This window comes from Armatimonadota bacterium, assembly GCA_028871815.1.
In the GTDB taxonomy this organism is placed as follows: Bacteria; Armatimonadota; Chthonomonadetes; order Chthonomonadales; family Chthonomonadaceae; genus REEB205.
Map to the genome: position 1 here is coordinate 104,701 of JAGWMJ010000012.1, position 26,479 is coordinate 131,179.

General features: G+C 63.0%; 28 protein-coding genes. 13 read left to right on the forward strand and 15 right to left on the reverse strand.

Annotated features, from left to right (window positions below; translation table 11 throughout):
- Positions 1–37 precede the first annotated feature (37 nt).
- The 5 genes from KGJ62_13675 to KGJ62_13695 are packed head-to-tail and all read right to left on the reverse strand — an operon-like array spanning position 38 to position 5,990.
- Positions 38–1,075, reverse strand: coding sequence for a Gfo/Idh/MocA family oxidoreductase (locus KGJ62_13675; protein ID MDE2127631.1), 1,038 nt, complete (start codon positions 1,073–1,075; stop codon positions 38–40).
- Between the two features lie 30 nt (positions 1,076–1,105).
- Positions 1,106–2,128 (reverse strand): Gfo/Idh/MocA family oxidoreductase, encoded by a 1,023-nt coding sequence (locus tag KGJ62_13680; GenBank protein ID MDE2127632.1) that lies wholly within the window; start codon positions 2,126–2,128, stop codon positions 1,106–1,108.
- A 34-nt stretch (positions 2,129–2,162) separates the two neighbouring features.
- Positions 2,163–3,080: a trypsin-like peptidase domain-containing protein gene (locus KGJ62_13685; protein MDE2127633.1), complete on the reverse strand. Its 918-nt coding sequence runs from the start codon at positions 3,078–3,080 to the stop codon at positions 2,163–2,165.
- Between the two features lie 50 nt (positions 3,081–3,130).
- On the reverse strand, positions 3,131–5,167 hold the full coding sequence (locus KGJ62_13690) for a PDZ domain-containing protein (GenBank protein MDE2127634.1): 2,037 nt from the start codon (positions 5,165–5,167) through the stop codon (positions 3,131–3,133).
- A gap of 7 nt (positions 5,168–5,174) precedes the next feature.
- Positions 5,175–5,990 (reverse strand): TIM barrel protein, encoded by an 816-nt coding sequence (locus KGJ62_13695; protein ID MDE2127635.1) that lies wholly within the window; start codon positions 5,988–5,990, stop codon positions 5,175–5,177.
- A gap of 146 nt (positions 5,991–6,136) precedes the next feature.
- On the opposite strand from KGJ62_13695, the gene rpiA reads away from it, so the two are divergent.
- The 8 genes from rpiA (at position 6,137) to KGJ62_13735 (ending at position 12,284) form a co-directional block, all read left to right on the forward strand.
- On the forward strand, positions 6,137–6,841 hold the full coding sequence (gene rpiA, locus KGJ62_13700) for a ribose-5-phosphate isomerase RpiA (protein ID MDE2127636.1): 705 nt from the start codon (positions 6,137–6,139) through the stop codon (positions 6,839–6,841).
- Positions 6,842–7,173: 332 nt separating this feature from the next.
- A complete protein-coding gene (locus tag KGJ62_13705) occupies positions 7,174–7,416 on the forward strand; it encodes a hypothetical protein (protein ID MDE2127637.1) in 243 nt (80 codons plus the stop codon).
- Positions 7,417–7,611: 195 nt separating this feature from the next.
- The gene (locus KGJ62_13710; protein ID MDE2127638.1) at positions 7,612–7,911 is read left to right on the forward strand and encodes a hypothetical protein; all 300 of its coding nucleotides are present in this window, start codon (positions 7,612–7,614) and stop codon (positions 7,909–7,911) included.
- A 105-nt stretch (positions 7,912–8,016) separates the two neighbouring features.
- Entirely contained in the window at positions 8,017–8,718 is a 702-nt protein-coding gene (locus tag KGJ62_13715; GenBank protein MDE2127639.1) for a hypothetical protein, read from the forward strand.
- A gap of 939 nt (positions 8,719–9,657) precedes the next feature.
- A complete protein-coding gene (locus KGJ62_13720) occupies positions 9,658–10,086 on the forward strand; it encodes a hypothetical protein (protein MDE2127640.1) in 429 nt (142 codons plus the stop codon).
- A gap of 261 nt (positions 10,087–10,347) precedes the next feature.
- Positions 10,348–10,566 (forward strand): hypothetical protein, encoded by a 219-nt coding sequence (locus KGJ62_13725; protein MDE2127641.1) that lies wholly within the window; start codon positions 10,348–10,350, stop codon positions 10,564–10,566.
- Positions 10,567–10,618: 52 nt separating this feature from the next.
- On the forward strand, positions 10,619–11,518 hold the full coding sequence (locus tag KGJ62_13730; GenBank protein ID MDE2127642.1) for an ankyrin repeat domain-containing protein: 900 nt from the start codon (positions 10,619–10,621) through the stop codon (positions 11,516–11,518).
- A gap of 1 nt (position 11,519) precedes the next feature.
- On the forward strand, positions 11,520–12,284 hold the full coding sequence (locus KGJ62_13735; GenBank protein ID MDE2127643.1) for a hypothetical protein: 765 nt from the start codon (positions 11,520–11,522) through the stop codon (positions 12,282–12,284).
- A 744-nt stretch (positions 12,285–13,028) separates the two neighbouring features.
- Here KGJ62_13735 and KGJ62_13740 read toward each other — a convergent pair.
- The 8 genes from KGJ62_13740 to KGJ62_13775 form a co-directional block, all read right to left on the reverse strand.
- Complete coding sequence (locus KGJ62_13740; GenBank protein ID MDE2127644.1) at positions 13,029–13,280, reverse strand: hypothetical protein; 252 nt, start codon at positions 13,278–13,280, stop codon at positions 13,029–13,031.
- Positions 13,281–13,403: 123 nt separating this feature from the next.
- A complete protein-coding gene (locus KGJ62_13745; protein MDE2127645.1) occupies positions 13,404–14,810 on the reverse strand; it encodes a DUF512 domain-containing protein in 1,407 nt (468 codons plus the stop codon).
- Complete coding sequence (gene rsmA / locus KGJ62_13750; protein MDE2127646.1) at positions 14,807–15,721, reverse strand: ribosomal RNA small subunit methyltransferase A; 915 nt, start codon at positions 15,719–15,721, stop codon at positions 14,807–14,809. Before rsmA ends, KGJ62_13745 begins: the two co-directional genes overlap by 4 nt.
- Positions 15,722–15,774: 53 nt before the next feature.
- Positions 15,775–16,479: a G5 domain-containing protein gene (locus KGJ62_13755; GenBank protein MDE2127647.1), complete on the reverse strand. Its 705-nt coding sequence runs from the start codon at positions 16,477–16,479 to the stop codon at positions 15,775–15,777.
- 245 nt (positions 16,480–16,724) lie between these two features.
- Positions 16,725–17,699, reverse strand: a complete 975-nt coding sequence (locus KGJ62_13760; GenBank protein ID MDE2127648.1) for a hypothetical protein — start codon at positions 17,697–17,699, stop codon at positions 16,725–16,727.
- Positions 17,700–17,729: 30 nt separating this feature from the next.
- The gene (locus KGJ62_13765; protein MDE2127649.1) at positions 17,730–17,933 is read right to left on the reverse strand and encodes a hypothetical protein; all 204 of its coding nucleotides are present in this window, start codon (positions 17,931–17,933) and stop codon (positions 17,730–17,732) included.
- A 25-nt stretch (positions 17,934–17,958) separates the two neighbouring features.
- A complete protein-coding gene (locus tag KGJ62_13770; protein ID MDE2127650.1) occupies positions 17,959–18,858 on the reverse strand; it encodes a DUF1559 domain-containing protein in 900 nt (299 codons plus the stop codon).
- 122 nt (positions 18,859–18,980) lie between these two features.
- Positions 18,981–20,237, reverse strand: a complete 1,257-nt coding sequence (locus tag KGJ62_13775) for a hypothetical protein (protein ID MDE2127651.1) — start codon at positions 20,235–20,237, stop codon at positions 18,981–18,983.
- A 32-nt stretch (positions 20,238–20,269) separates the two neighbouring features.
- On the opposite strand from KGJ62_13775, the gene KGJ62_13780 reads away from it, so the two are divergent.
- Positions 20,270–21,106 (forward strand): methyltransferase domain-containing protein, encoded by an 837-nt coding sequence (locus tag KGJ62_13780; GenBank protein MDE2127652.1) that lies wholly within the window; start codon positions 20,270–20,272, stop codon positions 21,104–21,106.
- On the opposite strand, the gene KGJ62_13785 is transcribed toward KGJ62_13780, so the two are convergent.
- Positions 21,093–22,058, reverse strand: coding sequence for a hexose kinase (locus KGJ62_13785; protein ID MDE2127653.1), 966 nt, complete (start codon positions 22,056–22,058; stop codon positions 21,093–21,095). The two genes, KGJ62_13780 and KGJ62_13785, sit on opposite strands and share 14 nt — an antisense overlap.
- 6 nt (positions 22,059–22,064) lie before the next feature.
- Positions 22,065–23,024: an acetylxylan esterase gene (locus KGJ62_13790; GenBank protein MDE2127654.1), complete on the reverse strand. Its 960-nt coding sequence runs from the start codon at positions 23,022–23,024 to the stop codon at positions 22,065–22,067.
- Positions 23,025–23,195: 171 nt separating this feature from the next.
- Between KGJ62_13790 and KGJ62_13795 the strand changes: the two genes are divergently transcribed.
- The 4 genes from KGJ62_13795 to KGJ62_13810 all read left to right on the forward strand — a co-directional run bounded on the left by KGJ62_13795 (position 23,196) and on the right by KGJ62_13810 (position 26,300).
- A complete protein-coding gene (locus tag KGJ62_13795; GenBank protein MDE2127655.1) occupies positions 23,196–23,978 on the forward strand; it encodes an SDR family oxidoreductase in 783 nt (260 codons plus the stop codon).
- A 548-nt stretch (positions 23,979–24,526) separates the two neighbouring features.
- Entirely contained in the window at positions 24,527–25,057 is a 531-nt protein-coding gene (locus KGJ62_13800) for a hypothetical protein (GenBank protein MDE2127656.1), read from the forward strand.
- Positions 25,058–25,147: 90 nt separating this feature from the next.
- Positions 25,148–25,681, forward strand: a complete 534-nt coding sequence (locus KGJ62_13805) for a hypothetical protein (protein MDE2127657.1) — start codon at positions 25,148–25,150, stop codon at positions 25,679–25,681.
- Between the two features lie 91 nt (positions 25,682–25,772).
- Positions 25,773–26,300, forward strand: a complete 528-nt coding sequence (locus tag KGJ62_13810) for a hypothetical protein (GenBank protein MDE2127658.1) — start codon at positions 25,773–25,775, stop codon at positions 26,298–26,300.
- Positions 26,301–26,479 lie beyond the last annotated feature (179 nt).

The following is a 26,479-nucleotide window of genomic DNA, read 5'->3' on the forward strand; positions in this document are numbered from 1 at the left end:
CCGGGTGAAGCCGCGCGGGGCGCCGTGCCGTGCACCGCTATGCGGCGATTCTGGCCGGATCGGCCAGGTCGACCACGCAGTTATTCTGCCAGCTCTCGATGGCCGCCTCGATGATCTCCTGAACAGCCAGGCCATCGCGCCCGCTCGCCTCGATCTGGTCGCGCGGCGTGCCTGCGGTGAGCTGCTCGATCCACCGCCCAATTCTGCGGTCGAACGTCTGCCCAAAACCGCCCATCCCGCCCATGATGCTGTTGCGCAGCACCGTGAGCTCCTCGCTTCGCCGCGGATAGAACGTAAGCTCTTCAAACAGGTTCTCCAGCACAAACCGCCCCTCGCTGCCCATAACCTCGCAACGCTCCAGATTGTGCGCAGGATTGGCGTCGTACGAGCCCGTGAGGTGCCCCACAACGCCGTTCTCAAAGAGGATGTTCACCTGGGCGTTGCTCCAGCAGACGCGCAGACCGTTTGGCCCATCTTCCCGCGGAGCATGGTTGAAAAAGGCATGAACCCGTACTGCGTTGCCGCAAAAGTACCGCATGATGTCGAGCGAGTGCGGATGGAGGGCCCTGATGTGGAACCACGGTGACGTCTCGTTCCCGTTGCCGATCCACATCGTCATGTTGCAGATGAGTGGCGTGCCCAGTTTGCCGTCATCCATCCACTGCTTCGCCCGTGCGCTCGGCGGCGTGAAACGGTGGTTCAGGTTGATGCCGAAGCAGACGCCCATCTCCTCAGCTTTGGCCACCATCTCACGAGCATGGACGATGTTGTTGCTGATCGGTTTCTCGCACAACACGTGCAAGCCGGCCTCCAGACACTCCATCGTTGGTTTGTGGTGGTCACCGCCGTTATCCGCTCCAGCAGAACATACCGATACGGCGTCCAGCTTCACATCGGCCAGCATCTCCTGAACACTGTGCCAGGTCTTCACGCCGTCGCGAGTGGCAGACCGGTCCGCGCGCTCCGGAATGATGTCGCAATACCCCACCAGTTCCACATCCTTGTGGCGCAAATAGATCGGACCATGCGTGTTTCCGATACCTCCGGCGCCTACCACCGCTACTCGAAGTGTCATCGTTCTCCTCGTTCCGTCGCTTCCGGCCGCCTAGCCGTTTTCAAGATCCACCACGCAGCCGGTTTCCCAGCTTTCGATGGCGCCCTCAATGATTTCCTGCACAGCCAGTCCCTCAGCGCCGCTGCCTTCAACCTCATCCAGCTTCGCGCCGGCCGCCAACTGCGCGCACCAACGCTTTACGCGCCGCTCTATGGTGCCTTCAAATCCCGCCATGCCGCCGAAGAGTGGGTTGGGTACAACGGTGATCTCTTCGCCGTGGCGCGGATAGAAAGTCAGTCGCTCGAAGCAGTTGTCGATCACAAACCGGCCCTTGTCGCCGAGCACCTCGCACCGCTCCAGATTGAGTTTCATGTTGGCGTCGTAACTGCCGGTCAGGTGTCCCAGCGCCCCGCTTTCGAACAGCACGTTCACCTGGCAGTTGCTCCAGCACACCCGCAAGCCGGGCTCGCCATCGGTTCGGGGCCCGTGGTTCACAAACGCCTGTACCTTTACGGCGCGCCCGCAGAAGTACCGCATCACGTCCAGGCTGTGTGGGTGCAGAGCACGAAGATGAACCCACTCGGAGCGGTCGTTGGGGTTATCGATCCAGAGTGTCACATTCGACATCAGGATGGCGCCGAGACGGCCCTCCGCAACCCACCGCCGGGCAAGTTCTGCCTGAGGAGTGAACCGGTGGTTCAGATCGGTTCCAAGGCACAGGCCGAGCTTGGCCGCGTGGTTCACCATGGTCCGGGCTTCGGTCAGGTGATTCGAGAGCGGCTTTTCACACAGTACATGCCAGCCGCACTCCAGGCACTGCATCACCGGCGCGAAATGGTGCGAGCCATTCTGCGCGCCTGCGGTGCACACCGAAACGGCGTCCAGCCGCTCTGCCGCGGCCATCGCCGCAATACTGGTATACGCCTTCCCGCCGAATTCCGCCGCGGCCGCATCCGCGCGGTCACGAAGCAGGTCACATACGGCCACCAGCTCCACCTCGGCGCACGACTGGTACGCGGCAAGGTGACTGCGGCCGATCTGTCCGGCGCCAACAACGGCTGCACGAAAAGTCATGATGATACGCGCGGAGTGTGGTGTGCGGGTCGCGCTAGAATGGCTTCGGTTTTGCCGGCGCAGCGGGCGTTGCTTTTGCTGCCGCTGCTCGTTTGGCGGCGAGATCGGCCGCCTGAGTCGTTGCCAGCGCAATAACGCCGTTGACGCCGGATGATGGAACCAAAAACGACTGCATGCCGGCGCCACCGCCGAACATCCTCGCCATGCTCATAAAGTCAGCGCCTGAATCGCCCGAATCGGCGCCGGATGCGGCATTGATGTCGGTGAGAACGCCTACAACGCTACCGGCGCTGTTGTATACGGGCAGCCCCATCTCGGTCACGCTTCCATCCACCAGCCACGCCGGGCGCGGTTTGTTGATCTGACCGCACACACGGGCGTTCTGAAAGAACGGCGCATAGTCATAGCCCTTTGTCAGCCGTCCGATAGAGTAGACCCTGTCACCGATAGCCGGCGTGCCACCGCCCGTGAATTGAACGGGCGTAAGCGCCTTGCCGTTCAGCCCCTCCACCTGGATGAAGGCCAGGTCCAGCTTCTGGTCGGTAGCGGCAAGATACGCCTCATATTCGTTCAGATCGTTCTCGAACACCACCTTGAACTTGGTCGGCTTGATGGTGATACCGAAGCTGGAGTCGCCTCCACCACCGAAGGCGCCCATCAGCTGCTTCATCCGGACGCTGTTGAACGGCAGATACGACAGCATGACCAGGCCCTGCGGAGTGACCACCACACCCTGGAGCTCCATCCGGGATTCGCTGTTCTGCTCCTGCCCGCCACTCTTGTACGTGGTGGTTGTAACAATGCGCACAGTGACGATGGATGGCGATACGCGCGCGAGGAGGGCGGCGAGCGCGGCGCTATCTTGCGCCGCTGCCGGCGCGGCGGTCAGCGCCGTGCACAACAGTGCGGCCAAAGCGAGGAGCGATGCCCGCGTTGGCAGGGTCGGTTTCATTCTGTTTCTCCGTTCATGGCGTGCCGGTCTCCGGCGCCATACTCCGTTCGTTACCGCGACAGATGCGACCAATCCGGTTGAATAAACACAAAATGCGTCTCAACGTCGCGGCGTACAAACATCGAGATGACCTTGGGCTTGTTCTTCAGGATGGCGGCCATCACCCGGTTGAACGACGCGGCATCCGGCACTTGCCTGCCGTTTATCGAGAGGAGCAGGTCGTCGATGTGCAGTCCGGCTACGTTGGCCCAGCCACCGTTTATGGCTTCCGTCACAAGGAGGCCGTTCTCGTTCTCCGCCCAGTGATGCCGGATCCGATCCAGCTTGGAGAGCTCCCGAGCGCCGAACTCAAACTCCTTGCTGCGAACGGTCTTCTCCTGCGATGCGCCGGTCGGCGTAGCCTCCAGCGTACAGGCGATCGTGCTTGCGACCCCGTTTCGAATCACACCCAACTTCGCGACATCCCCTACCGAGAGGTTGCTGATCGCCTGCTTCAGATCCTCAGAGTCCTGCAGGCGCGAAGCGGTGAGCGGTGAACCGTCCAGCGAGACCACGGCATCACCCGCCCGCAGTCCGGCTTTCGCGGCTTCCGTCCAGGGATAGACCTCGGTGATCAGGAAGCCGGTGTGGCCCTTGAGGTTTAGTCGCGCCGCAACCTCCGGTACCAGCACCTGAGTTCGGATTCCGAGCCAGGCCTGCGGCAGATCGGTGGAAACGTCCTGTGCCTTCGGGATCTCCGGCTTTACCACCGTGAACATCTGGTCATCCTGCCGGCGGAAGCCGATGAGGGCATCCTTGCCGCCGGTTGCCGCCATAAGGCGCTGAAACGATTCCAGTGTGGTTACGTGCGCGCCGTTGACGGTTTCAATGACGTCGTCTGCAGCGATTGGAGGCTGCGCCGACTCAAATGGGTAACCGGGGCGCACGCCGGTAACAATTACACCGTTGGTATTTGGAAGGTACCGCTCGAGCGCCATTGCCGGCGTGATGGAGCGCACGGAGACGCCGTCTGCGGCAACCTCGCGCTCCTTGCCAAGGAACGGGCGCATTGGGGCAATGGTTATCTCTCGCGTTTGCAGCACTCCATTGCGCAGAAGCCTTATGGCAACCCGTTTGCCCGCCGGAAGCGTGGCGATATTCTGGTAGAACACCGGCACCTGCTCCCAGAAGCGCACCGTGGTTGGCTGGCCGTTGACGGCCATGATGATGTCGCCGGGGCGGATCCCGCCCGCCTGCGCCGGCGAATTCGGTGTAATGGATGAGACCAGCGCGCCGGTGGTGCGGCCCATTTTGTCCACCGGCAGTACGGTGATGCCGCTCCAGCCACGCTTGACGTGGCCATAATCGAGAATCTGGTGAAACACCGTTCTCACAATGTTAGAGGGAATGGCGAAGCCGACGCCGGAGTCACCCAGTTCGTTGATGCCCACAACCTGGCCTTGCAGGTTAACCAGCGGCCCACCCGAGTTGCCCGGCAGGATGAGAGCGTCGTGTTGAATCCAGCGGGTGTAGAGTCCGGTCTTCTCACCTTCATCCAGCTCCACATCCTGGATCTCGGTGCCGGTGAAGTCGGTGAACACGCGCTTGGTGTTCGAGACGATGCCCAACGTCATCGAGGAGGAGAGCATTAGTGGGTTGCCCATCGCCAGCACAAAGTCACCCACCCTCAACTTGCTGCTGTCGCCGAGGCGGGCGTAGGGCAGGGTGCTATGCGGCGGAGTGCGCAGCTTGAGAATGCTGAGGTCCGAGAGCGGATCATCGGCAACATCCCGCGCGTCGTAGGTGGCGCCGCCCGAAAGGGTGCAGGTGATGTGCGTGGTGTGCCCGGCGACGTGGAAGTTGGTCACCACATAACCGTCGGGTGAAATGATAACGCCACTGCCGCCGGCCGGATTCCGGTGAGCGCGGCCCTCATCGTAGTAACGGTACACCACGGTGATGTTCACCAGGGCCGGATAGACCTTGCGGCGCACTCCGTCCAGCTGCGCCTGCAGTGGCATGCGGGCGCCGGATTGCGCCCCGGCCATCATGGCGGGTAATGCCACGGCGTATATCACGCACGCCATCAGCCACTGCAGTCGCTTCATTCGTTCTCTAGCTTTCCCGGAGCGCTTCAAGCTTGCGATAGCACTCAGATACCACAGCATCCACCTTCGACAGTTCCCAACCGCTGTGGGTGCCGACAATCTCCAGTGTTACACATTTCAGGCCGGGCTTGGACTCAAATACGCGAATGACGGCGGCAAGGTTCATGGCGCCGCCTCCCGGTATCTGGGTCTCCACGGGACCGATCGGCTGCTCATGGCTCAGCGTATCCCGGATGCGGGCCGTCACCAGCCATGGCAGCAGCCGCGGGATCGTCTCTTCCGGCGTCTCGGGTACCGGTGTCCGCCACAGGTGGCTGGCATCCACGTTAAGGCCCACGGCGCGCGTATCCACCATCTCCATCAGCCGAATCGCGGTTTCGGTGTTGTGCATCGCCGCGCCCACGTGCGGTTTCAGGCTCAGCTTGACTCCGGCATCCAGCAGTATAGGTGTCAGCCGCTTGAGCGCAGCGACCACCGCCTCGAAGCTCGCTTCGTCGCCAGTGCGTCCGCCGGTTCCCGTGGTGAGCGCCGGCACACCGATCCAGCTCGCCGCCTGACTCAACGCCTGCACACGCTTCGGCGCCGAGTCGTCCAGCAGATTCATCGAGGCGCCGATCGATTCGATCGCCAGGTCGCGGCTTTGCGCAAGTTCCTTCACCTGCGCCAGCGCGTCGGGATTCTCCAGCATGACGGGGGTGAGGTGCTCCGCCATACCGGTTATCGCACACAGTTCAATCGCCTTGAAGCCTGCCCGGTGGATGCCGTCCAGGGCATCTTGCAGGCTGTGAGAGCCGTACAGCAAGGTACTGCAGCCAAACTCCATGATTCGCCTCCACGGTCAAACGAAAAGTCTCAGCAAACGAGTTCTGGTTCGGCAGCCGCAGCCGCAACTCCTGCCGCCCGGAGGGGGTTGACCGGCGGGTATACTGTGCCGCCAATCCGCCCTTCCGCCACGAAAGCCCGCCCCGCGTGAATGCCAAACAGAGTGCCGCAGAAGCCGCCGTTCGGTACGTTCAATCGGGCATGACTCTGGGTATCGGTACGGGTTCTACAGCCCAGTATGCCATAGAGGCTATAGGTCGGCGAGTCCGCGAAGAGCGCCTTATTGTCCGCGGAGTTCCTACATCCGAGCGCTCTCGTGAGCTGGCTCTGGAGAATGGCATCCCGCTCGTTGAGGCGCACGAGCTTGACGCGGTGGATCTTACCATCGACGGCGCCGACGAGGTCGATCCGAGCCTGGATCTCATCAAGGGTGGCGGCGGCGCACTGGTGCGCGAGAAGATCGTTGCCGCCATGAGCCGCCGGATGGTCGTCATCTGTGACGGCTCCAAGCCGTGTGCCGTTCTTGGCGCATTTCCGCTTCCCGTGGCCGTTATGCCGTTCGGCTGGGAGGTTACGCGGCGGCGTGTTGAGGCCGTTCTTGGACCGGCGCATCTGCGGATGCGAAGCCCCGGCGCGCTTGAGCCATTTGTAACCGATGACGGCCTGTTTGTATTGGATGTACGTGCGGGCGCCATCCCAAACCCGGCCGAAACCGAGGAGGAAGTGAAGCGCATCACCGGAGTCGCTGAGGTTGGCCTGTTCGTTGGACTGGCGACCAGTGCGCTGGTCGGGCGCGACGGCGGTCATGTAGAGGAGCTGCTGCCGCGGCGCGCCGCTGTGCCTTCAGCCTAGCGATGGCGACCCGCTACCGCGCGGGGGCGGCGCAGGCGGCAGTGGTGAGCCCGAACCGGAGCCTCCGGTCTTATCGCCGCTGCGGCCATATCGCGGGCAGGAGGGTGATCCGCCGCCACCGGCGCGGCCCATCGACCCATCGGATCCTAACTCGCCGCCAGCGCCACTGCCAGGGGGTGGGTGGGAGCCCAGGTGCCCCAATATGTGGCATGAACCGTCCGGTTGCTCGATCCACAGGGACGACGTGAAGCGGCACCACGGCTGGCCGTTCCACTGGGATATTTACCATAGAGGTACCGACGGCGGCTGGCGCATCGACCCGGATGGTTCCTATGAACCCGTATAACAAGTCACGGGCATCACCCAGCACTGACGGCGTGTCGTTACGCTGGTTCGAATTGGACCGCCGGGCCGATGCCTACTGCAGAGGCTGGCTGGAAACGTATCGTACCGACTGCGGCAGCGTGTGGGCTGAAGCAGTCCGCGTCGGCGTCGATCTCGAGGCGGGCCGCTGGTTCACGTACGCCCGCTCCGACGTCGATCCCGCTGACTGGCTGTACGATTTCTATGACTGAGACCAACTGGAAGACAGTGCCGACGGGCGCTTGTGGCGAGAGAGGGCCGCGATAAACGCGTCATTGTTCCACTGGGAACGCGGCTGGCTGAAGGCGAGTCGCCGGAGGGTGGCGGTTGGTGACGGACGGGCCACGACATGGGACGGCCCGGGCGTCGATGCCAGGGTCGCTTCGCATGGAATCGCCGCGCTACAGGTGTCCAGCGAGGTCCTGTACGTGATGACGAGTGAGCGCGCAACCGACGAGGGCTGCCGATACCAATACCGGGATGTAGAGTTTGGCATCAATAACGCCCTCGTGGTTCTGTCGCGTTACCACTTCACGGATGCCTTGCCGCTGGACCAGATAGCGGTCGGCCCGTCGTCGTTCTTTGCCGAGATTGCACGCCATACTCAGGCCCTCCTGTTGGGTGTCTACGATTTTGCCGGCATCGCTGTCTGGCTGGGCCCATCGATGCCGGTGCCCGCGTTTATATCAGATAAACTTGGGCCGTAACAGCATCCTCGAGCCTTCGATCCGCAGGGCAACCCGGCCGAAGAGGTCAACTCCAGCGATTCGGTCCTTGCCTCTTTCGCCTTCGACGCCTTCGGCAGCCGCTCCATCTCCGGTACGGCAACCGATCCGTACTCCGGCTTCGGCTCACAATATGGGTACTATAGCGACACAGAAACAGGCCTGCAGTTGCTCGGCTACCGGTACTACGATCCGGCGGAGGGAAGGTTTGTAAACCGGGATCGGACTGAGTACGGGGGCGGGGTTAACCTGTACGGGTATGCGGCAAATGGGCCGACGGCTGGCGACGATCCTGACGGCCAATGTTGGGTATTCGTTCGCGGCAACAACAGCCACTTGGGGCACATGTACTATATCCCCGGGCCATGCCCGCCTCAGCACGCTGGTAGTAAACCGCCTGTGCCTGTTGATCCGGGCTGGCCGGGGTATTCCGGCCAGCGCGGCCACCAGGACCCGAGCCAGGAGACCGAGCCCGGCAATGGCCCCATCCCTCGCGGGAGATACGGGCTTGTGCCGCCGGGGAAAAAGCATCCTGGGCGTATCCCGATCGTCGGCGGAAACACGCATTGCACCCGAGGGGATTTCCAGTGCCATGGCCCCTGGATGCCAAACGAGCCCGACGGCGGCCGGAAATATAAGTATCCGATGAGGGGCCCGGGTGCGCCGAGGGATCCCCACCTCCGTGGCCGTGGGCACAGCGACGGCTGTATCGTGCTGCCTAACTCCGCGCTGCGCGCCATCAGGCACAACCTAAAAACGTTGGGCGGGAACCAACTCGTTGTGTACTGATGCCGAGCGACCGATACGGCGGCAACGACCGCGCGCGATCATTCGTGGCTGGGTTTGCGCGCTGGCCACGTTAATCGTTTCCGCGCCGTCGGCCGCCCCGAGCTCGGCGCGCGGGCCCGTTAGCGCCCGGGCCGCTACGCTACAACTGGAACGCGACCTAGCACTGCCCGCGACCGACATGCTGCACGGTTGGTGGTCGGCAGGGTGGCTGCTGGTCGGCCGCGCCAATATCAGACCACACGCCAGGGCGCCGCTCGTGCTTTATCTTCGCAGCGTATCTTCCGACGAAACCCGCAAGCCCCGTGCGCTGAACCGCTTCATCCGCGCTCACAGGCTGGATTATGCGGATTACGTGTGCGGTCCGTCGGGAACCAGGTTGCTGTACGGCGGCTGGTCGTTCCGCCGATCGTGGGCGTACCTGTTCCACGGAAATTCAGCGCCCAGGCGCATATTCCGCTCGGCGATGCGGACGCGACGCGGCGACGAGTACACCATCTTCATCATCATGGCTACCGACAAGCGCATCGTGCTCTACCCTACCGGTGGCGGAATTGTATACCCGGTGCGCTCGTACGTTGCGGTCCGCGACGGCGCGTTGCGCGGGCCGGTCGTTACGCGGCTTGCCAGGCCGTTATTGTCCAACGAGGTGGCGAGCTTCGGCGGCGGATTCGTCGGCTTGGCACCTACCGACCTTGGCGGCGTGGTGCCTGCATCTATCTCCGGGTCGTCCGGCGCCACGATCCGCAGGACGGTGCCGCTTAACCTGCATGGGTATGCGGACAATGGATGGACGTGGGCAGTCTCGCCGGACGGCAAGTGGCTGGCTTACGCGGGCAGCATCGTGGAATCGCGGCGCCGCACAGCCTCCGGCGCACAGCCGCCGGCCAGCATGCTTGAGGTCTATTCGCTTGCGACTGGCCGACTGGCGGCGCACTCGGCATTGCCAGGCACCCCGGCTGGGGTAGATTTCGCGCCGGATGGCGGGCACATCGCGGTGGTACTGGAGCACGCGTTGCGGCCGCATGGTTCTACCGACGTGTTCGTGTATCATTGGCGTGGCGGGCTTCATTGATCCCGCCAGCCTTCGGCGCCCGCTCCATCTCCGGTACGCCAACCGATCCGTACTCCGGCTTCGGAGCGCAATATGGGACCTATAGCGACACAGAAACCGGCCTGCAGCTCCTCGGCTACCGGTACTACGACCCGGCGCAGGGCCGGTTTGTAAACCGTGACCCCATCGGCATGGCCGGAGGGGTGAATGTTTATGGGGTTGTGGGGAATGATGCGGGGAATCGGGCGGATCCGGAAGGTCTGGTCAGGTTATGGGAGATCGTGTCTCATGGCATCCCTCAGCACTCCGACATCTGATTCGGCCCGGACGATCCGTGGCCCGGCAACCCGTGGGGTGGCAGCTGGCACAAAGTTATGGACCCGATAGCCGCGATTGTTGGTATGCCGCCGATTCCGGAGCCAACGCCGCCCTCGTTTGGCTTTTTTCCAGCCAATGGTCATGGCGGATCGTGCGGATCGAGTAGTAGCAGCCGAGGTAGTTCAACCTTGAGCGGCCGTGGTGGATCGAGCGGGCCATCTGGCGGTTCCAGTGGGCGCATCTTTCCCGGCCCCGGCCGCGTGACGTCCCCGGACCTGGACGTGGGCAAGAAGGCGACACCGATCGGGCCGGACATCCACGATCCCGGTTACTGCATGCGGCTCTACGACGAGTGCGAGGGCCGGGTGAAGAATCCGCCAGACTATTGCCTTATACCAATTCCATGGACCCATATCGGCAACTGCCGTGATTGGGCGAAACGAATGATGATTGGGGCACGTCCGCCGCGGTCGCGATGAGTCTGCGAGCGGCGCGCGCAGAGTTTTGCATTGGGCTGATGGGACGCTGACGATGCGGATTGCACCACTGATCGGGTTGCGGCAGAGGTTGCGTGCCGTTGCGGCACGCAACCCAATCTGTGCGCTAGCTGCTATCGCTCTGGCGGTGGACGGTGCCGTGGCCCTATCGCTGCTATTTGCGTACGCCGACCTACTAGACATCTACGACCTCATCGTACTGGGAGGCCGACCAGCCGCCATCCGGGCAGAAATGGATGATGCCCCGATGAGCGCCATGCGAATAGTGGGCTTAGACGTCCGGCCATACATGATAGACGAGGCAGTGTGGCACGCCCGTACGCGGTGCACGTTGGCGCTACTCCGTGACGGCGCAACGGCCGGCTACGCGCTTCGGTCGGCGGCAGCCGCCGGAAAATGGCGAGTCGCGACCGCCGTGCTCTCCAGCCGGTATCCGGCCGAAAGGACCTCGCTCAGATTCTGCGCCGTTGCGGCGCTTCCGGCGGGTCGTGCAGATATCCTCTCGCTCGCCCTGCGGCGTGGCCTTAGCCCTGCTGCCAAGTCGTTCGGCGAGCCGCTGCTGTCGGCTGCGGCTTTTTGGGGAGATGTCCTGCCGATCACCAACCTGGTGCGCGCTGGGGCGTCCGTTAACGGAACCGACCGGTTTGGCCAAACCGCGTTGATGACATGCGTGTGTGGCGCGACATCCCCCAACTACGGCCCGCAGGAGCTCCCGCGGACGGCCGCTGCCCGCCTGCTGATCCGGCTTGGTGCTGCCGTCAATGCCAAGGACTACTCGGGCCGAACAGCCCTCGACCTCGCCGTCCGCAACGGTGACCTGGCGCTGGCCAGCATCCTGCTTCATGCTGGCGGCAGAGCGTCGCAGCAAAGCGGCACGTCGGATTCCGTCGGCCGCGCCGCATCACGGTATGTGCGGGCGCGTCATGAGCCGTAACGTGAAGCCTGGCAGCCGATACTCCGTAGACGAGGCAGCGCCATTCCACCGCCGGGCAACCCGCTTGGCGATACGTTTGGCCAGCTTCGTCGTTCGCGCCGTCTGCCTGCTCGTGCTTGCGGCAAACCTTACGGCGATACTGGCGTTAGTCGTCAGTTCGCGTGCGCGGGCTCTCCACAGTGCGGCGGCGGATGGCGACCTACCAGGCATCTCGCGTGGCCTTAGGGATGGCGTGCCCGTTGACGCCCGCACTTTCGGCATCGGCGGGGTAGAAGCGCCGATCGCCGCCGCGGCGACCACTGATCGGGTTCGTGCCGTTCGCCTTCTGGTTTCCCGCGGCGCCGATCCCGGGCCAGGACTTACCGCTGCCCTGTTCTGGCGCAAGTGGGCGTCGGCCACAGTCATACTCATGGATGGTCGCAACTTTAGCCGTCGTCTGCTCAATACTTGTGTGTGGTCGGCTTTGGGCGACGATCGGCCCGAGATTGCGCATCTCGCGCTGCTGGACGGCGGCGATCTGAACTCGGTTGGGCCAAACGGCGCCAGCGTATTAGAGTGCGCAATGGACGAGCGCGCGGCAGCGCTTGTAAGGTTCATCCTCCAACACACGCCGGCTGCCAGGGTTCCCAGTGCGTTGCGCCTGCAAGCTATTGCGTTTCTCCACAAGCGCGGTCTGGCGCTTGGCGCGATTAACCTTCCGATCCCGGCTGGCGCTGGCGTCAAATACCGAGCCCATGGCGCCGCGTCAGCGACGGCGCGCCTTTGACCGCGCCATGCCGGCACTTCCAGTATCTTCTACGCCTTCGATCCGCAGGGTAACCCGGCCGAAGAGGTCAACTCCAGCGACACCGTCCTCGCCTCTTTCGCATTCGACGCCTTCGGCGCCCGCTCCATCTCCGGTACCACAACCGATCCGTACTCCGGCTTTGGCTCACAATATGGGACCTATAGCGACAGCGAAACCGGCCTGCAGCTCCTTAATCTCCGGTACGACGGCCCGCACCGGAACGGCTTGTACACCACTATCCAATCGGCATGGCCCGAGAGATGAATGGTTATGCGCACGTGGGCAATGATGCGGGGAATGGGGCGGCCGACGCCGAACTCCCGAGTACTGCCGGTCGCGGCAGGGGCGACGGCCGTAGGCAGGGGAGCCGGTGCGGTAAGTGGTTAGACGCTTGATTGAGATTCGTGCGTGCAATCGTGCTGCGACGAGTCGCCGGTCCGATCAGTACTGGATAACCGGGCGCGATGCTCGCTCAGCACGGTTGACCACCATCAGCCGTGGAGTGCACCACGTAACCACGACACGGAATCAATGAATGGCATTGTGCCGGAACGGCGCGATTCAGGGCGATCCTTCATCGTCGATTCTCCAACGGCTTCCGGCGGCACGTACCGTACAAGGTGGATGCCGGCGCGCATTTCGCCCAGGCTATTCGGTTGCGCCAGCTGTATGCTGCCGTGGTCCCCGGGCGACCGGGCGCCTCAACATGAGGCCTTAGTCCGCTTAATCTAGCCACGCCACCTCAATCCAGCGAGCTCGGCAGGGCTGAAGCAGGCGCATCGCAGTGGAATGCATCCCTCCAGGCAGCCGGCTTACGGCGTTGCGTGAGTGGTGATCGGCTCGGCTTAAAGCGTGGTCGGCAGCGCCGCCGTCACCGATGTCAGGCGGCGTCGGCAGAACCACCACCTGCTTGCGCTCCGCGTTTGTCAACAGCAGCCATACACCCTGGTAAGCCAGTCCGGCTACTAATGTCACAGATACATTACTTCTGCAGGTTTGCTAATGCGCAAGGTAGAAGATGAATCGCAGAGGCATCACGTGGCGTTACCGGTAGGTGGCAGGATCGGCCTGCCGCAGGAGCTATCACCGGATACCGGCCTATGCGCCGGGCTCCATCAACCAGCGGTTCGCGGAAATCGGCGCGGCTCGCGCTTGCGGTAGAAGGCCGAGCGCCACGCACAGGTCGCTGGGGCGGTTGCCGGAGACGACCAATGGCCGACCCAGCTGGGCTGAGACGTCGGCCGGCGTCAGGTCATCGAGAAACAGGCCATCTGCTCGCAGACAGATCTTCGGCGCCACAACCTGCTCATGAGCTCCGCGGAACTGCCGTACCTGCAAAATGATATCGGTGGCCGTCAGCAGTCCGGCGATCCGGATATCGCCGCCGAAGAATCCGTTCTTGATGGTGCAGACGTTTACCGATACATCCGCGATCCGGTTGAGGCGCGCAGCGAACTCGGTGACGATCCCGGCAGCCATCTCGGCCGTGACCAGCGTTGCCTGCACGGGCCGTGGCGCGCGGTCCGGCAGGCGGCGCGAGACGTTTTTGGCGTCGTCGAGAAACAGCCGCACCGTGCCGATCCCATCTTCCAGCTGCGGAAACGCTTCGTAGTGCCTCCGACCGGGCCACGGGGCGCCGGCCAGAAAGTACCACTCATCCGCCAGCCAGGCAAACCGGGTCCCGAGGCGACGCCGGAGTGCACGCTCCATGCGGCTTACGGCGGCGATCATGCCGCCCGCGTAGTCGTGCTCCACATGCTCCACCGGCGCCAGGCCGCGCCGGAACCGCGTCAGTCCAACCGGTACAATCGCAGTGGAGAGTACGCCGCACCGCTTGCCGCTGGCCGCCGGGTGCTCCTCCGCCAGTTCCTCAATCGTCTGCCGCAGATGATCACCGTCATTGAGGCCCGGGCACAGCACGATCTGCGCGTGGACATCGATGCCGGCATCTGCCAGCATCCGCAGCTGGGGCAGAATCGCCGTCGGCGCGCCTCGGCCGAGCAGCGTGCCCCGCAAAGCCGGTTCGGTGGCATGCACCGACACGTACAAGGGGGACAGCCGCTGCTCCAGAATACGCGTCCACTCGGTGTCGCTGAGATTGGTCAGCGTTACGTAGTTGCCATGCATAAACGAGAGGCGGAAGTCGTCGTCCATCAGATAGAGCGGCTTGCGCATCTTCTTCGGCATCTGATGGATAAAGCAGAAGACACATCGGTTGTCGCAGGTATGAACGCCGTCGCCAAGATCCTGCTCGAACTCCAGCCCGGCATCGGCCGAATCGACGTTTTGTACCACGATCTCGAGGCGCTCCGCGCCGCGCTGCAGTGCAAGCTGTAGGCGCTGCTCGGCAGCGTGGAAGCGGAAATCGAGCACGTCATGAATCGGGTGGCCGTCGATGCTCAACAGCAGGTCGCCCGGACGCACTCCGGCATGAAACGCCGGCGAATGCGGCCGCACGGCCGAGACAAGCAGGCCGGTGTCGACCTCGTGCGCGGTCTGCTTCATCGCGGAACGTCCGATTCGATGGGCCGCCCTGCGGCAAGGAATGCCTGCGTAAGCAGCGCGAACTCGGCGATGCTCAGCGTTTCGCCCCGCCGCAGACCATCGATTCCTGCTGCCGCCAGAATCGACGCGCACTCGTCGCGATCGTCCAGTGCAAGGCCGAGCCCGAACGATGCCGGAGCCCGCACCAGTGCGTTCAGAAGGGTCTTGCGCCGCTGCCCGAAGGCTGCACGCACTACGTGGAAGAAGAGCGTTTCGTGCTCGACCGGAACTGCCCGGGCTGTGTGCGGAGTCAGCGTTACAATCTGTGAATCGACCTCCGGAGCCGGCTGGAACGCGGTGCGCGGCACCACTCCGTGCAGTTCGGCGTGCGTGGTGAACTGTACAAATACCGACAGCGCCCCATACTCCTTGCCGCCCGGCGCGGCCGCCATCCGTGCCGCAAACTCCCGTTGGACCAGCAGTACGGTCCGCCGCCACTCCGATGTTGAGGCCAGAAGGCGCTCTAAAATCGCCGTGGAGATGTAGTAGGGAATGTTGGCCGCAACCACACCGCGGACCGGGCCAAATGCGCGCGCCAGAAGGTCGGCGAGGTCCAGACGCAAGAAATCGGCGAAGATCAGGTCGAGGTTGGGGAATGCTTCACAGAGCTTGCGAAGCGGCGGTTCAAAGCGCGGATCGACTTCCACGGCCGTCACGCGCAAAGCGTCGCGGCACAGCAGTTTCGTAAGGGCGCCTAAACCGGGTCCGATTTCCAGAACGGGATCGTCGGGCGTGAGGTCCACCGCCCGTACGATCCGTTCCAGCGCCGCCTCATCACGCAGAAAGTGCTGGCCCAGCGATTTGCCGGACCGCGCCGGGCGCGGGAGCGGTTTTCTTTTGGCCGAACTTGTGGAAACCGTATCTGGCGCCATGGCTCTGTTGCAGACCCCTGTCGCATCCGCGCGGGGCCGTCGCGGCGAGAGCCCTAGTCCAGAATGTGAACACGGGCATGGTTCATATCTTTTATGCCGTTTGCACCGTGTTTCGAGTCGATTCCCAGGTCAATGCGGTTGCCCTTGATGGCACCACCGGTATCGGCGGCAACGGCATAACCGTAGCCCTCGATGTAGAGGCGAGTACCCAGTGGGATGAAGTGCGGATCCACCGCGACCACGCCGTATCCACCGCGCAGTCCCAGCTCGGTTCTACCCGAACCGGAGCCGCCGCAGTGAAACGGGTCGTATGTGGTGGCTCGCATGATCATCACCCGCCGTCCAGAGAAGTACCCGCGAGAGGCTAGCTCAAGCTTGTAACCCACCTGGATGATCGCTGCAACCGGTTTTCTAATCACACGGGATGAAAGCAGCACGCGCCGCAACACGGCCCCTCCCGCCCCGTACTCCTCACGATAAACGACGATTCGCTCACCGTTCACACCAGCGCGTAATGTGCGGCTGCAGCCGCTCCGAAGCGCCGATGTCGCCTTCCTCTGGGTGGAGTAAGGAATTGGCTCGCGCAGCGTCACCTTCTTTTCGCCGGCTGCGGTATTCACCGTAGCCGCGGAATGCGCGCTGCGTTCCCCGCCCGTCTGTCCAAACGCCGAACGCGCGCCGGGCAGCAAAAATGCAAACCCCAACGCAAGCGCCGTGGCGCAAGGAACAAAACGGAGAGGAGACTTGAGAAACACCATGGTTCCTCCTTTCCGTTTCCGTTAAGACACCAATTGGATGCCTGTAGTGTGAACCTCCTCGGACGTCGTCTCGGCCAGAATGGAACGACGAACTGTAACCGTGCCGGCGGCTGGATTTGAGGCGTTGCGGCGCCACGATTCCGGTTGTTTCCGCCACTACGGTTACCAGAGTCTGGCACACCGGATGGGTGATGTCAAGTTCGAACGGCCCGCCTGTGGCACATGCCACACACCGCGAGCGCCGGCTACTGCGGCGTAAACTCCTCAAAAAAGCTGCCGTTCGCATCCGTGCCGGTGGTCCAAACGGCATGCGTTTTCGGGTCCACCGCAAGTGTGTGCGATCCGGCGGGCGCCGGAACGGAGGGCAGCGGCTTCAAGCCGCCGTCGGTCTCCTGAACCACCCCAAACCAGCCCGCGCAGGCACAGTAGACTCTACGCGTGTGCGGGTCAAATGCAATCTGGTCGGCGCCCTTTGGAATCGGCGCAGACGCGATCAGCCGGCCGGTGAACAGGTTGAACTCCACCAGGATCCCATCGGCGCCTGCGGAGAACAGGCGGCCACGCGCATGATCCACGGCCAGACCGTGTGGCGAAGTTGCTGGAGCGGTGCGCCAAACCGAAGTTACGGTATTGGATTCCGGGTCGATCACCAGCACCGTGTCGTTCGCCTTGATGTTCTGGTACAGCCGGTTTGACGGTCGGTCGTATTCGATAAACTCTGGCGCGCCGGCAACCGGGATGTCGGCAACGCGCTGCATGGTGGAGGCGCGGACCACCCACACCTCAGCGCCGTCATCGTGATCGGCGTAAACCAGGCCGTTACGCGTGTCCAGCGCAATATCGTCTACCGGACCCGGAAGCGATGTGGATCCGACAGGCGCCAGCGTGGTTCGGTTCAGGGAGAGCACGCTGCCCTCCTCAGCGCCTAGCAGTACACGACCGTCCGTTGCGTCTATGGCCACGCCTTGCGTTTTGCCTACGTGCGGCGATGGCAGCACAATGCCCGTTTTAAGGTCGAGCACGGCCAGGCGCCCGGTACCTTTGTGTGTGGCATAAAGCCGTCGCGTCGCGGGGTCAACCAGCATGTAGTCAAAGCGCCCGCGTCCGCCCGGAACCGTAACCTTCGGGTGTTGGAACAACGGCAGGCGCTGCGCGCCGGCGCTTGCCATGACGCACAGCAACACGGCCGCGAGCGCCGAGGTCTCAAGGTTTCGCATCATCTCCTCCTGAACGATCGGTTTAGTAGAGTCTCAATAGCTGGTGCCCAGGTTCTGCGCGCGCTGCGGCGCCGCCAGGGCAGCAGCAGGCTTGAAGTGGCCATGCTTGCGTGCAACGCGGTTGTCCATGACGGCTGTGCTCGCCTCCTGTCCGTGGCAGCCGGCGCCAGGGCCGGCTGCCACGAGCAGCAGCAGAGTGAGCGCAATCCGAGTTCGCGGCGTGAGCCTGCGGGTCATCTGCTCCTCCTCCACGGCGTAATACCTACGGAGTGGTGACCGAGTTGCTGTAGAGATCGGTAACCAGCTGCGTGCAGCTCTCCGCGCCGGTCTGCATCGGATAGCCTGAGCCCAGGCCGCCACCACCATCATCGGAGTAATCGCCTACGATGTTCGGATCGGAGCAGAACTTCAGGGCGTCGGTTTGGTTGGCGGGCAGCCCGATCAGCCCGTATCCGGTGTACTCCGCGGTATTGAACTTGATGGGTTTGGCATGGCCATCAGCGAACGCGAAGACCAGATTCTGCATATGGCGGATATCCTTCGAGCTGTAGCCATCGGGAAGCGTGCTGAAGATATTGTCGGCCGTCACCGAATACGTTGGCGTATCGTACGAATCACCGAACACCACCAGGTCGGAAGGCGCTGTGAATGCAGCGATCGGCTTGCCCGGCCGGTACGAGTTTCCGGGATTGCCGGGGTCTGGCTGGTCGTGGTACACAACGCCATATCCGCCATCGCTTACCAGTCCCTGGTCGTAACCATAACCGAGGCAGCGGTCGATCGGATTGATCCCGTCCTGGCAGCGTGGTATGCCGTTCGACCGGATTGGCCAGTCGTTACGGTCCGGACAGTAGAACATCGCGACGTTTTTGATGTACGGCTGCAGCAGAACGTAGTAGTCCTGATCCATCAAGCCCTGCGGATTGGTTGGGGATACGATGCCGCCGGCGATCAACTCGTGGCTGACCATGGGCGAGACCTCGTCGTAATCCTCGGTGTACATCTGGAATGCCAGCCCAACCTGCCGGAGGTTGCTGGTACAGGTTATCGCCCGCGCCTTCTCTCGGGCTTGTGCGAACACGGGAAACAATATCGCCGCCAATATAGCGATAATCGCAATAACAACTAGAAGTTCGATCAGTGTAAACGCGCGCCTTGCCATGGTTTTCTCCTCGGGTCGGTGGACCGCATTGCGGCCCGGTTGCTCGCTCGAAGGAGTATAGGGCGGCGCGCGTTAACGCGATGTCATGGCCCTGTCAAATCTGTGCGAAGCTGGAAGTGGGCTCATCGAACAAGTTCCAGATCGACAAAGCCGTGCTGCGTGGGCAATCGCCGGATCGAAACGCTGCTCCATCCATCCGGCCAGCACGGTCGAAATATTGCACGCCCGCCGTGCCATCGAGCGCCCAACAGGCCTTCCACCACGGCCCAGATGAAGGTAGGCGCCACCCACGGCGACAGCCGCATGCCAATGTTGACGCCGGTTTCGCCATGAAACACCTCGGCAAACTCGGTTATATTTACATTCGCCGTCTCGGGCTGCGGTTCGGCAGCTGTGCGGGCGACGCGAAGCAGAGCGTCCAGAGCGCGGTCGGGATCGTGCCGGGCTGCCGCTGCCGCGTACCAGAGTGTGAGGTTTGGCCAGCTGCCGCCGAGCAGGCCCACGCTGCCAGATGGGTCATACGCGGGATCGTCGCGCGGCACGGTTCGCATCCCGCGCTCTCCCCAGAACGCGTCACGCCCCATACGCGCCAGTATCGCGCGGTGCAAACCCTTGTCTCCCACATTAAACAGCGGCGGAAAAAGCATGTCGCCGGTTTCGCTCGCGTTTTCCGCCCCGTTATCCAGCGCGAGCAGGTAGCCATTTGCGGTCTCAAGCCGGCGCATATTCTCTTCCAGTGTGTCAGCCGCCGCAGCATAATGCGGAGCCTCGCAAAACTCCGCGGCGCCACGCAGCGCTGCAACGCAAAGCGTGTTCAGTTCGGTCACCGCGCCGGCGATTACGCCGCCGGGGATGATGTTGCGCCAGGAGAAGATGCCGCTGGTCTCCACGCCTGCCGCTACGCCTTCCACCAGGCCGGCTGCTCCGATCTGGGAGAGAATGTGGTCGGCAGCACGCTCCACCGATGCGGCATAATCCGGAATCGGCCCGTGCATAGCCGCGTGATGCGCCAACGCAAGGATGTAGAGCGGTGTATTGTCGCTGATGTTCAGTCCATAGTCGCACTCGACGCCGCGCTCCATATCCACATATTCCAGGATCATGCCGTTCGCCTTCTGGCGGTCTCGGAACACGGCCAGCGATGCATGAGTGAACCACGGCGCAACGTAGTCGATACCCATGCCCATCCATGCGGTGTCGCGGCCCACGACGATGGCATAGTTGTGCGGCGCGTTGCTCATTCCCCATCCCAGCGTGTACCATCGCATGCACCGGGCAATGTTATCCTTGGCGAAGCGGAACGCTGCGTTGATCACCGGATCGGGAGTTTCCAGGATACACGTGTTCTGGAGCGCGGTACAGTCAGGAATGTGTGTCATAGTTGCGGAAATGGGCGGTTCGGAGCAGATGATTGGCGAATTCGCTGCCGGAGAATTATGCATCGTTTGCCGGAGGTATCGCGGAGGCGTACGCACAGCTTCTGGCGCCGATACTGTTCGATCCGTGGCTGAACCGCGTGCGCGTGGCGGCGCGGATCGCACCGGGCGACCGAGTTCTCGACGTCGCGTCCGGACCGGGCCGATTCGGTATTCGGACCGCCCAGCTTGAACCATCGGCACGGGTTCTTTGCGTCGATGCCAGTGAGTCGATGATCTGCCAGGCACTACGGGGCTGCCATGAGACCGCCAACGTGAAACTGGTTCGTGCCCGCGCCGAGCAACTGGCTGTGAAATCGACGCAGTTCGACGTTGTCACCTGCCTCTTCGGGCTCATGTTTTTTCGCGACCGTCTGGCGGCGCTTACCGATATGGCGCGCGCTCTCCGTCCGGGTGGCTGCCTGCTGCTGACCACATGGGCCGGACTTATGCCGAACGACTTCGCCGGGACTATCGTAGCCGCACTGGAGGCACAGCTTCCTAAGGGCGCGCAGCCGCTCTCCAGGCTCCCTCACTCCATGGGTGGAACCGACGACTTGCGCCAACTGATTATTCGGGCCGGGTTTCAGCGAGTCAACGTTGAGCGGCTGGAGGCACAGGCGGAAGCGCGTTCGGTACAGGCCGCGGTCACAGCCTTCACGCTCGGCACGCCCGTCGTGCTGGAGCTGATGCAGCGCGGCGTTGTTGATCTTCCAACCCTGATCCGTGGCGCCGTCCATTGGATCGAGTCTAAACCGGGCGCCGCCGGGCCCCGCCATGAGTTTCGACGGCCGTCGCGCGCGCTGCTGGTCCAGGCCGTTACGCAGACATAGGCTGTGGGCACCGCACTACGTTCACACGTGGCAGCAGAGTGAGTATCCGCCGCCGCGTGCAGAATCCCGAACCGATCACCTCGGCGTTGGCTGCGCCGGCGGCTGTGGCCAGCTGGAGCGCCTGGCAGGCGCTATCCGCCTCCGGCGCCGCGCTGATCGAGAATAGAAGACCCGCAAAAAATGCATCACCCGAGCCGACTGCGGACTTGAAGCGTATCGTGGGCGGCGCCGCAAACCATGTACCCGCACTGCATGCAAGGGCCGCGCCGGCGCCGCCATCCGTGACCACCGCGATCCTGGCGCCATGGAGCCGCAGTTCACGGGCTGCCCGGGCCAGTTCCGCCGCCACGCCCGGCGCGATTGCAATTCCCAGCGCGCGCTCTGCCTCAATGCGGTTTACTTTGACAACCCAGGGTTTTGCGGCGAGGCAGCTTGTGAGGGAGGGTGCGCTCGTATCCACCACCGCGCGCCGGCCGGCCGCCTGCACCAGGCAGACCGCGTCGGCAAAAAGGCTCTCGGGCGCATTTTCGGGCAGACTGCCGCACAGCGCCACGGTATCTGCCGGAAGGTCCCGAGTCATCCGCTCGATCCGCGCCAGCAGTCGCCCCGAGGCCTGCTGCGCATCCGGCCCGCACTCGTTCAACTCGGTCTGCGTGGAGCCCTTGCGTGACATCGCCGTGATGCACGTCCGCGATTCTCCAGGCAGCCACTCGAACGCTGGATGAAGACCCTCCTCCTCGATCCACGCTTGAATGGCATGGCCGGCCTCACCGGCGAGAAACCCCGTGGTGGCAACTGATCCGCCAAGCCGATGAAACACGCGCGCCACATTGATCCCTTTGCCGCCGGCGCTTACCCGCATATCGGTGGGGCGATTTACCTGGTTCAGCCGAAATGCGCCGAACATGTACGTCCGATCGATGGCGGCGTTCGGAGTGACGGTGAGCAGCATCGGCGCCTAAAGGCCGGCGAGAAACTCAAAGCACCGGTCTCCCGCGCCAGGTATGCCCTCGTGCCCGAAATCGGGATAGATGAGAACATCCTTTTCGCACCGCATCTTGTTAAACGCGGCGTACTGGGTTGATGGCGGGCAGATCGTATCCATGAGCCCGGTAATCATGCATACTTGCGCCTTGATACGGTCCGCCAGATGCTGCACGTCGATGTAGCCCAGCCGCAGGAAGATCTCGTCCTGCCGTGCGTGCGTTGGATCGAACATCCTGAACCAGGTCCGCAGCTCATCGTACGCGTTGGTCGCGAGGTCCATCTCCCACACGCGTTGGTAGTCGCAGAGGAACGGATAGACCGGGGCGGCGCGCCGGATTTCCGGCGTCAGTGCGGCGCAGGCCAGCGTCAAACCACCGCCTTGCGAGGCGCCGGTGGCGCCGACCCGCGTGGCGTCCACCTCGTCGAACTCCATCACAACGCGGGCAAGCTGCGCCGTATCCAAGAAGATCTGGCGGTACAGCATCCTGGAGGGTTCGTCGTCGAGACCGCGGATTATATGGCCGCGCAGAGTGTTTCCTCGCGTTCCTCCCAAATCTTCCGAGCGCCCTCCCTGTCCCCGGCAATCCATCGCTGCTACACAGTATCCGCTGGCGGCATAAGCCACCTTTTCCAGCCAGTCTCCACTGCTTCCGGAATAGCCGTGGAACATCAGCACCGCGGGCCGCGGTCCGGCAATGCGCGCCGGCCGCATATACTTGGCATAGATCCGCGATCCGCCAACCCCGGTGAACGTGAGGTCAAACGCCTCCACGGCAGAGGAGGGATTTGGAACCGCGTGCAGTACAGGCTCGGGTTTCGTGGCGCGCATTTCCGCCAACGCGGTATCCCAGTACGCGGCGTGATCCGCGGGCCGGGGGTTGCGTCCCTCGTAGGTGAGCAGCTGATCCAGAGGCATGTCAATCAGGGGCATAACGTCATCTCCTGCCGGCGGACCGGCCAGCCAAGCGGGTGGGCGGCAAGCGATTCCCCGATCCGGCGCTCGAATCCTGCCCGCGGCTACTCACGGGTACAATGAGCACTCGGCACTTTCGCAACGATTGATTGTGCGACAGCGACGCCTTCTGCCTGGAGGAGATGAATCATGGATGTGCGCCTGGACGGGAAGCGGGCTCTGGTTACCGGCGGCAATTCCGGAATCGGCAACGCCATTGTTCTGGCGCTGGCGAATGCCGGCGCACAGGTTGGCATCAACTATGTGGTGAATCCAGGCGCGGCGCAGGACCTCGTCAACCAGATCGAAGCCAAACAGGGCAAGGCGCTTCCGCTGCAGGCCGATGTCTCGGATCCCGCCCAGGTGCAGGCGATGTTCGAGGCGATGGATACCGCCTGGGGCGGCATCGATATCCTGGTCAACAACGCCGGCATCGATGGTCCGCGCGCCATGGCATGGGAGTCGGACGTGGCCGCATGGCGCAAAGTGCTGGAGGTGAACCTTTTCGGCGCGTACTACTGCTCGCGTGAAGCGCTCAAACGCATGACCGCGCAGAAGAGTGGCGTTGTGCTGGGCATCAGCTCCGTTCATGAGCAGATTGCCTGGTCCGGCTACAGCGCCTACACGGCGTCGAAGTCTGCCGGCGGTATGCTGACGAAAACCCTCGCGCAGGAGGCGGCGCCGTTTGGAGTGCGCGTGCTGTCATTAGGGCCCGGCGCCATACGTACGCCGATCAATCAGGCAGTCTGGAGCAACCCGACCACGCTGAAGGATCTCGACGCCAAAGTACCGCTGGGCCGCATCGGCGAGCCACACGAAATTGCGAACGTCGCGGTCACGCTCGTCTCGGACGTAGCCTCGTATGTAACCGGCTGCACGGTTTTTGTGGATGGCGGCATGACCGACTATCCCGACTTCGCCCACGGCGGATAATCCGTGAGCCTCCACGAGAAATAGTTTGGGACCGTCTGTGAATGCGGAACCGGCGATTCGCGCGTTGAGTTTACTCACTGAAACGGTGAGCAAATGAAGCCTGAATACCGTCGTATTCCGATGAAGCTTGAGGTCGACCCTACGCGTTGCATGACGACGGCATTTGCCGGGATTATGCCATACCTTGATCTGTGGAATGCTGTGGGTATGCCAACCGGCGATATTTGTGGTAGACCGGTATCGACGACTCGAAATTGGGATTGAGCGGAGCAGCGTCGATGAACCGGAACACTTCAGGCAGCCGCGCAACGCAACGCAACGCGGCCCGTCCGACTTGGCCGTTTAATCAGGTTGCTTTGACCCTCCTGTGCGTGCTGCTGTTCGGAATCCCGCATTTCCGCTCGGCGCCAAGTTCCAGTGTCGTCACTATGGCGGGAATGCGTGTACGGCGTTGCCCGGAACCACACCAGTTCGCGCCGGCCATCATCTATCCGTTCTATTTCGGGTACTGACACGCCCCCATTCATCCCCCAGAAGGAAAGCCAGCCATGAAGAGCGTCTATCTTGCGGCTGCGGCCTTTGCAGCCACCCTGGTCGGCTCGGGATGCGGCGGCGGAGCCGGCCTGGCCACAGTCACTCGCACGTCACGTCCCCGGACGGTCGACGGCATCACGTTCAGCCAGGTCGTCACTAGAACTACGAAATCTGGAACCAGTTGGCTGTCGGTAACATTCACGGTGGCCAACGGCACAAAAGGCAGCGTGAGTTGGGATGGAAATCCGTTTTTCATGGGGTCGGCAACCAGCGCAGACGGACGGGTCACACCGATAACCGTCGCGGAGTTGGGGGTCTCTGGCCAGGGCTTGTCCGTCGTTGACGTCGCGCCCGGAACTTCGCAAAGTATCACAGAATACAGTCCGGACCTCGTACCTGGAACGTACACGGTGGTCACGTACCCAAGGGAAGCTTTGTATGGAACGGCCTTTGGCCCCCCGAAGGGCACGGGTGGCCCTGCCGTTATGCCGGGCGACCCCGCCACGACGGAAAATGCTAACCCGGTGACGATCTGGGTACCGTAGAGGCTGGGCATCCAGCGCGCCTGCCATCATCTATCCGTTCTATTTCGCGTACTGACACGCCCCATTCATCCCCCAGAAGGAAAGCAAGCCATGAAGAGCGCCTATCTTGCGGCTGCGATCTTTGCAGCCACCCTGGTCGGCTCGGGATGCGGCGGCGGAGCCGGCCCGGCCACAGTCACTCGCACGTCACGTCCCAGGACGGTCGACGGCATCACGTTCAGCCAGGTCGTCACTAGAACTACGAAATCTGGGACAAGTTGGCTGTCGATAACATTCACGGTGGCCAACGGCACAAAAGGCAGCGTGCGTTGGGATGGAAATCCGTTTTTCATAGGGACGGCAACCAGCGCAGACGGACGGGTCACACCGGTCCCTGAGCAGGGCGGAGGGGGGACCCAAGGCGACGATGTGCTCGGCGTTGACGTCGCGCCCGGCACGTCGCAGAGTGTCACCGGATACAGCCCGAACCGCGCAACCGGAATGTACACGGTGGTCACGTACCCAGGGATTCCCCTGTATGGGACGGCCTTTGGACCCAAGAATAGCCCGGGTAGCCCTGCCGTTATGCCGGGCGACCCCGCCACGACGGAAAATGCTAACCCGGTGACGATCTGGGTACCGTAGAGGCCGGGCATCCAGCGCGCCGGCCATCATCTATCCGTTCTATTTCGGGTACTGAGACGCCCCCATTCATCCCCCAGAAGGACAGAAAGCCATGAAGTGCGCCTATCTTGCGGCTGCGATCTTTGCAGCCACCCTGGTCGGCTCGGGATGCGGTGGCGGAGGCGGCCTGGCCGCAGTCACTCGCACGTCGCGTCCCCGAACGGTCGACGGTATCACGTTCAGCCAGGTCGTCACTAGAACTACGAACTCTGGGACCAGTTGGCTGTCGATAACATTCACGGTGGCCAACGGCACAAAAGGCAGCGTGAGTTGGGATGGGGATACGTTTTTCATAGGGACGGCCACCAGCGCAGACGGCCAGGTTACGGCCGTCCCTCAGCCCTCTGGGGGGACCTCTGGCTATGATGTGCCCACCGTTGACGTCGCGCCCGGCACGGCGCAGAGCGTCACCGAAACCAGCCCGGACCTCGCCACCGGAATGTACACGGTGGTCACGTACCCACACAACGCTCTGTTTGGAGCGGTCTTTGGGAAGAATAGCCTGGGTGGCCCTGCCGTTATGCCGGGCGACCCCGCCACGACGGAGAATGCTAACCCGGTGACGATCTGGGTACCGTAGAGGCCGGGCATCCAGCGCGCCGGCCATCACCTATCCGTTCTATTTCGGGTACTGACACGCCCCCATTCATCCCCCAGAAGGAAAGCAAGCCATGAAGAGCGCCTATCTTGCGGCTGCGATCTTTGCAGCCACCCTGGTCGGCTCGGGATGCGGCGGCGGAGCCGGCCTGGCCACAGTCA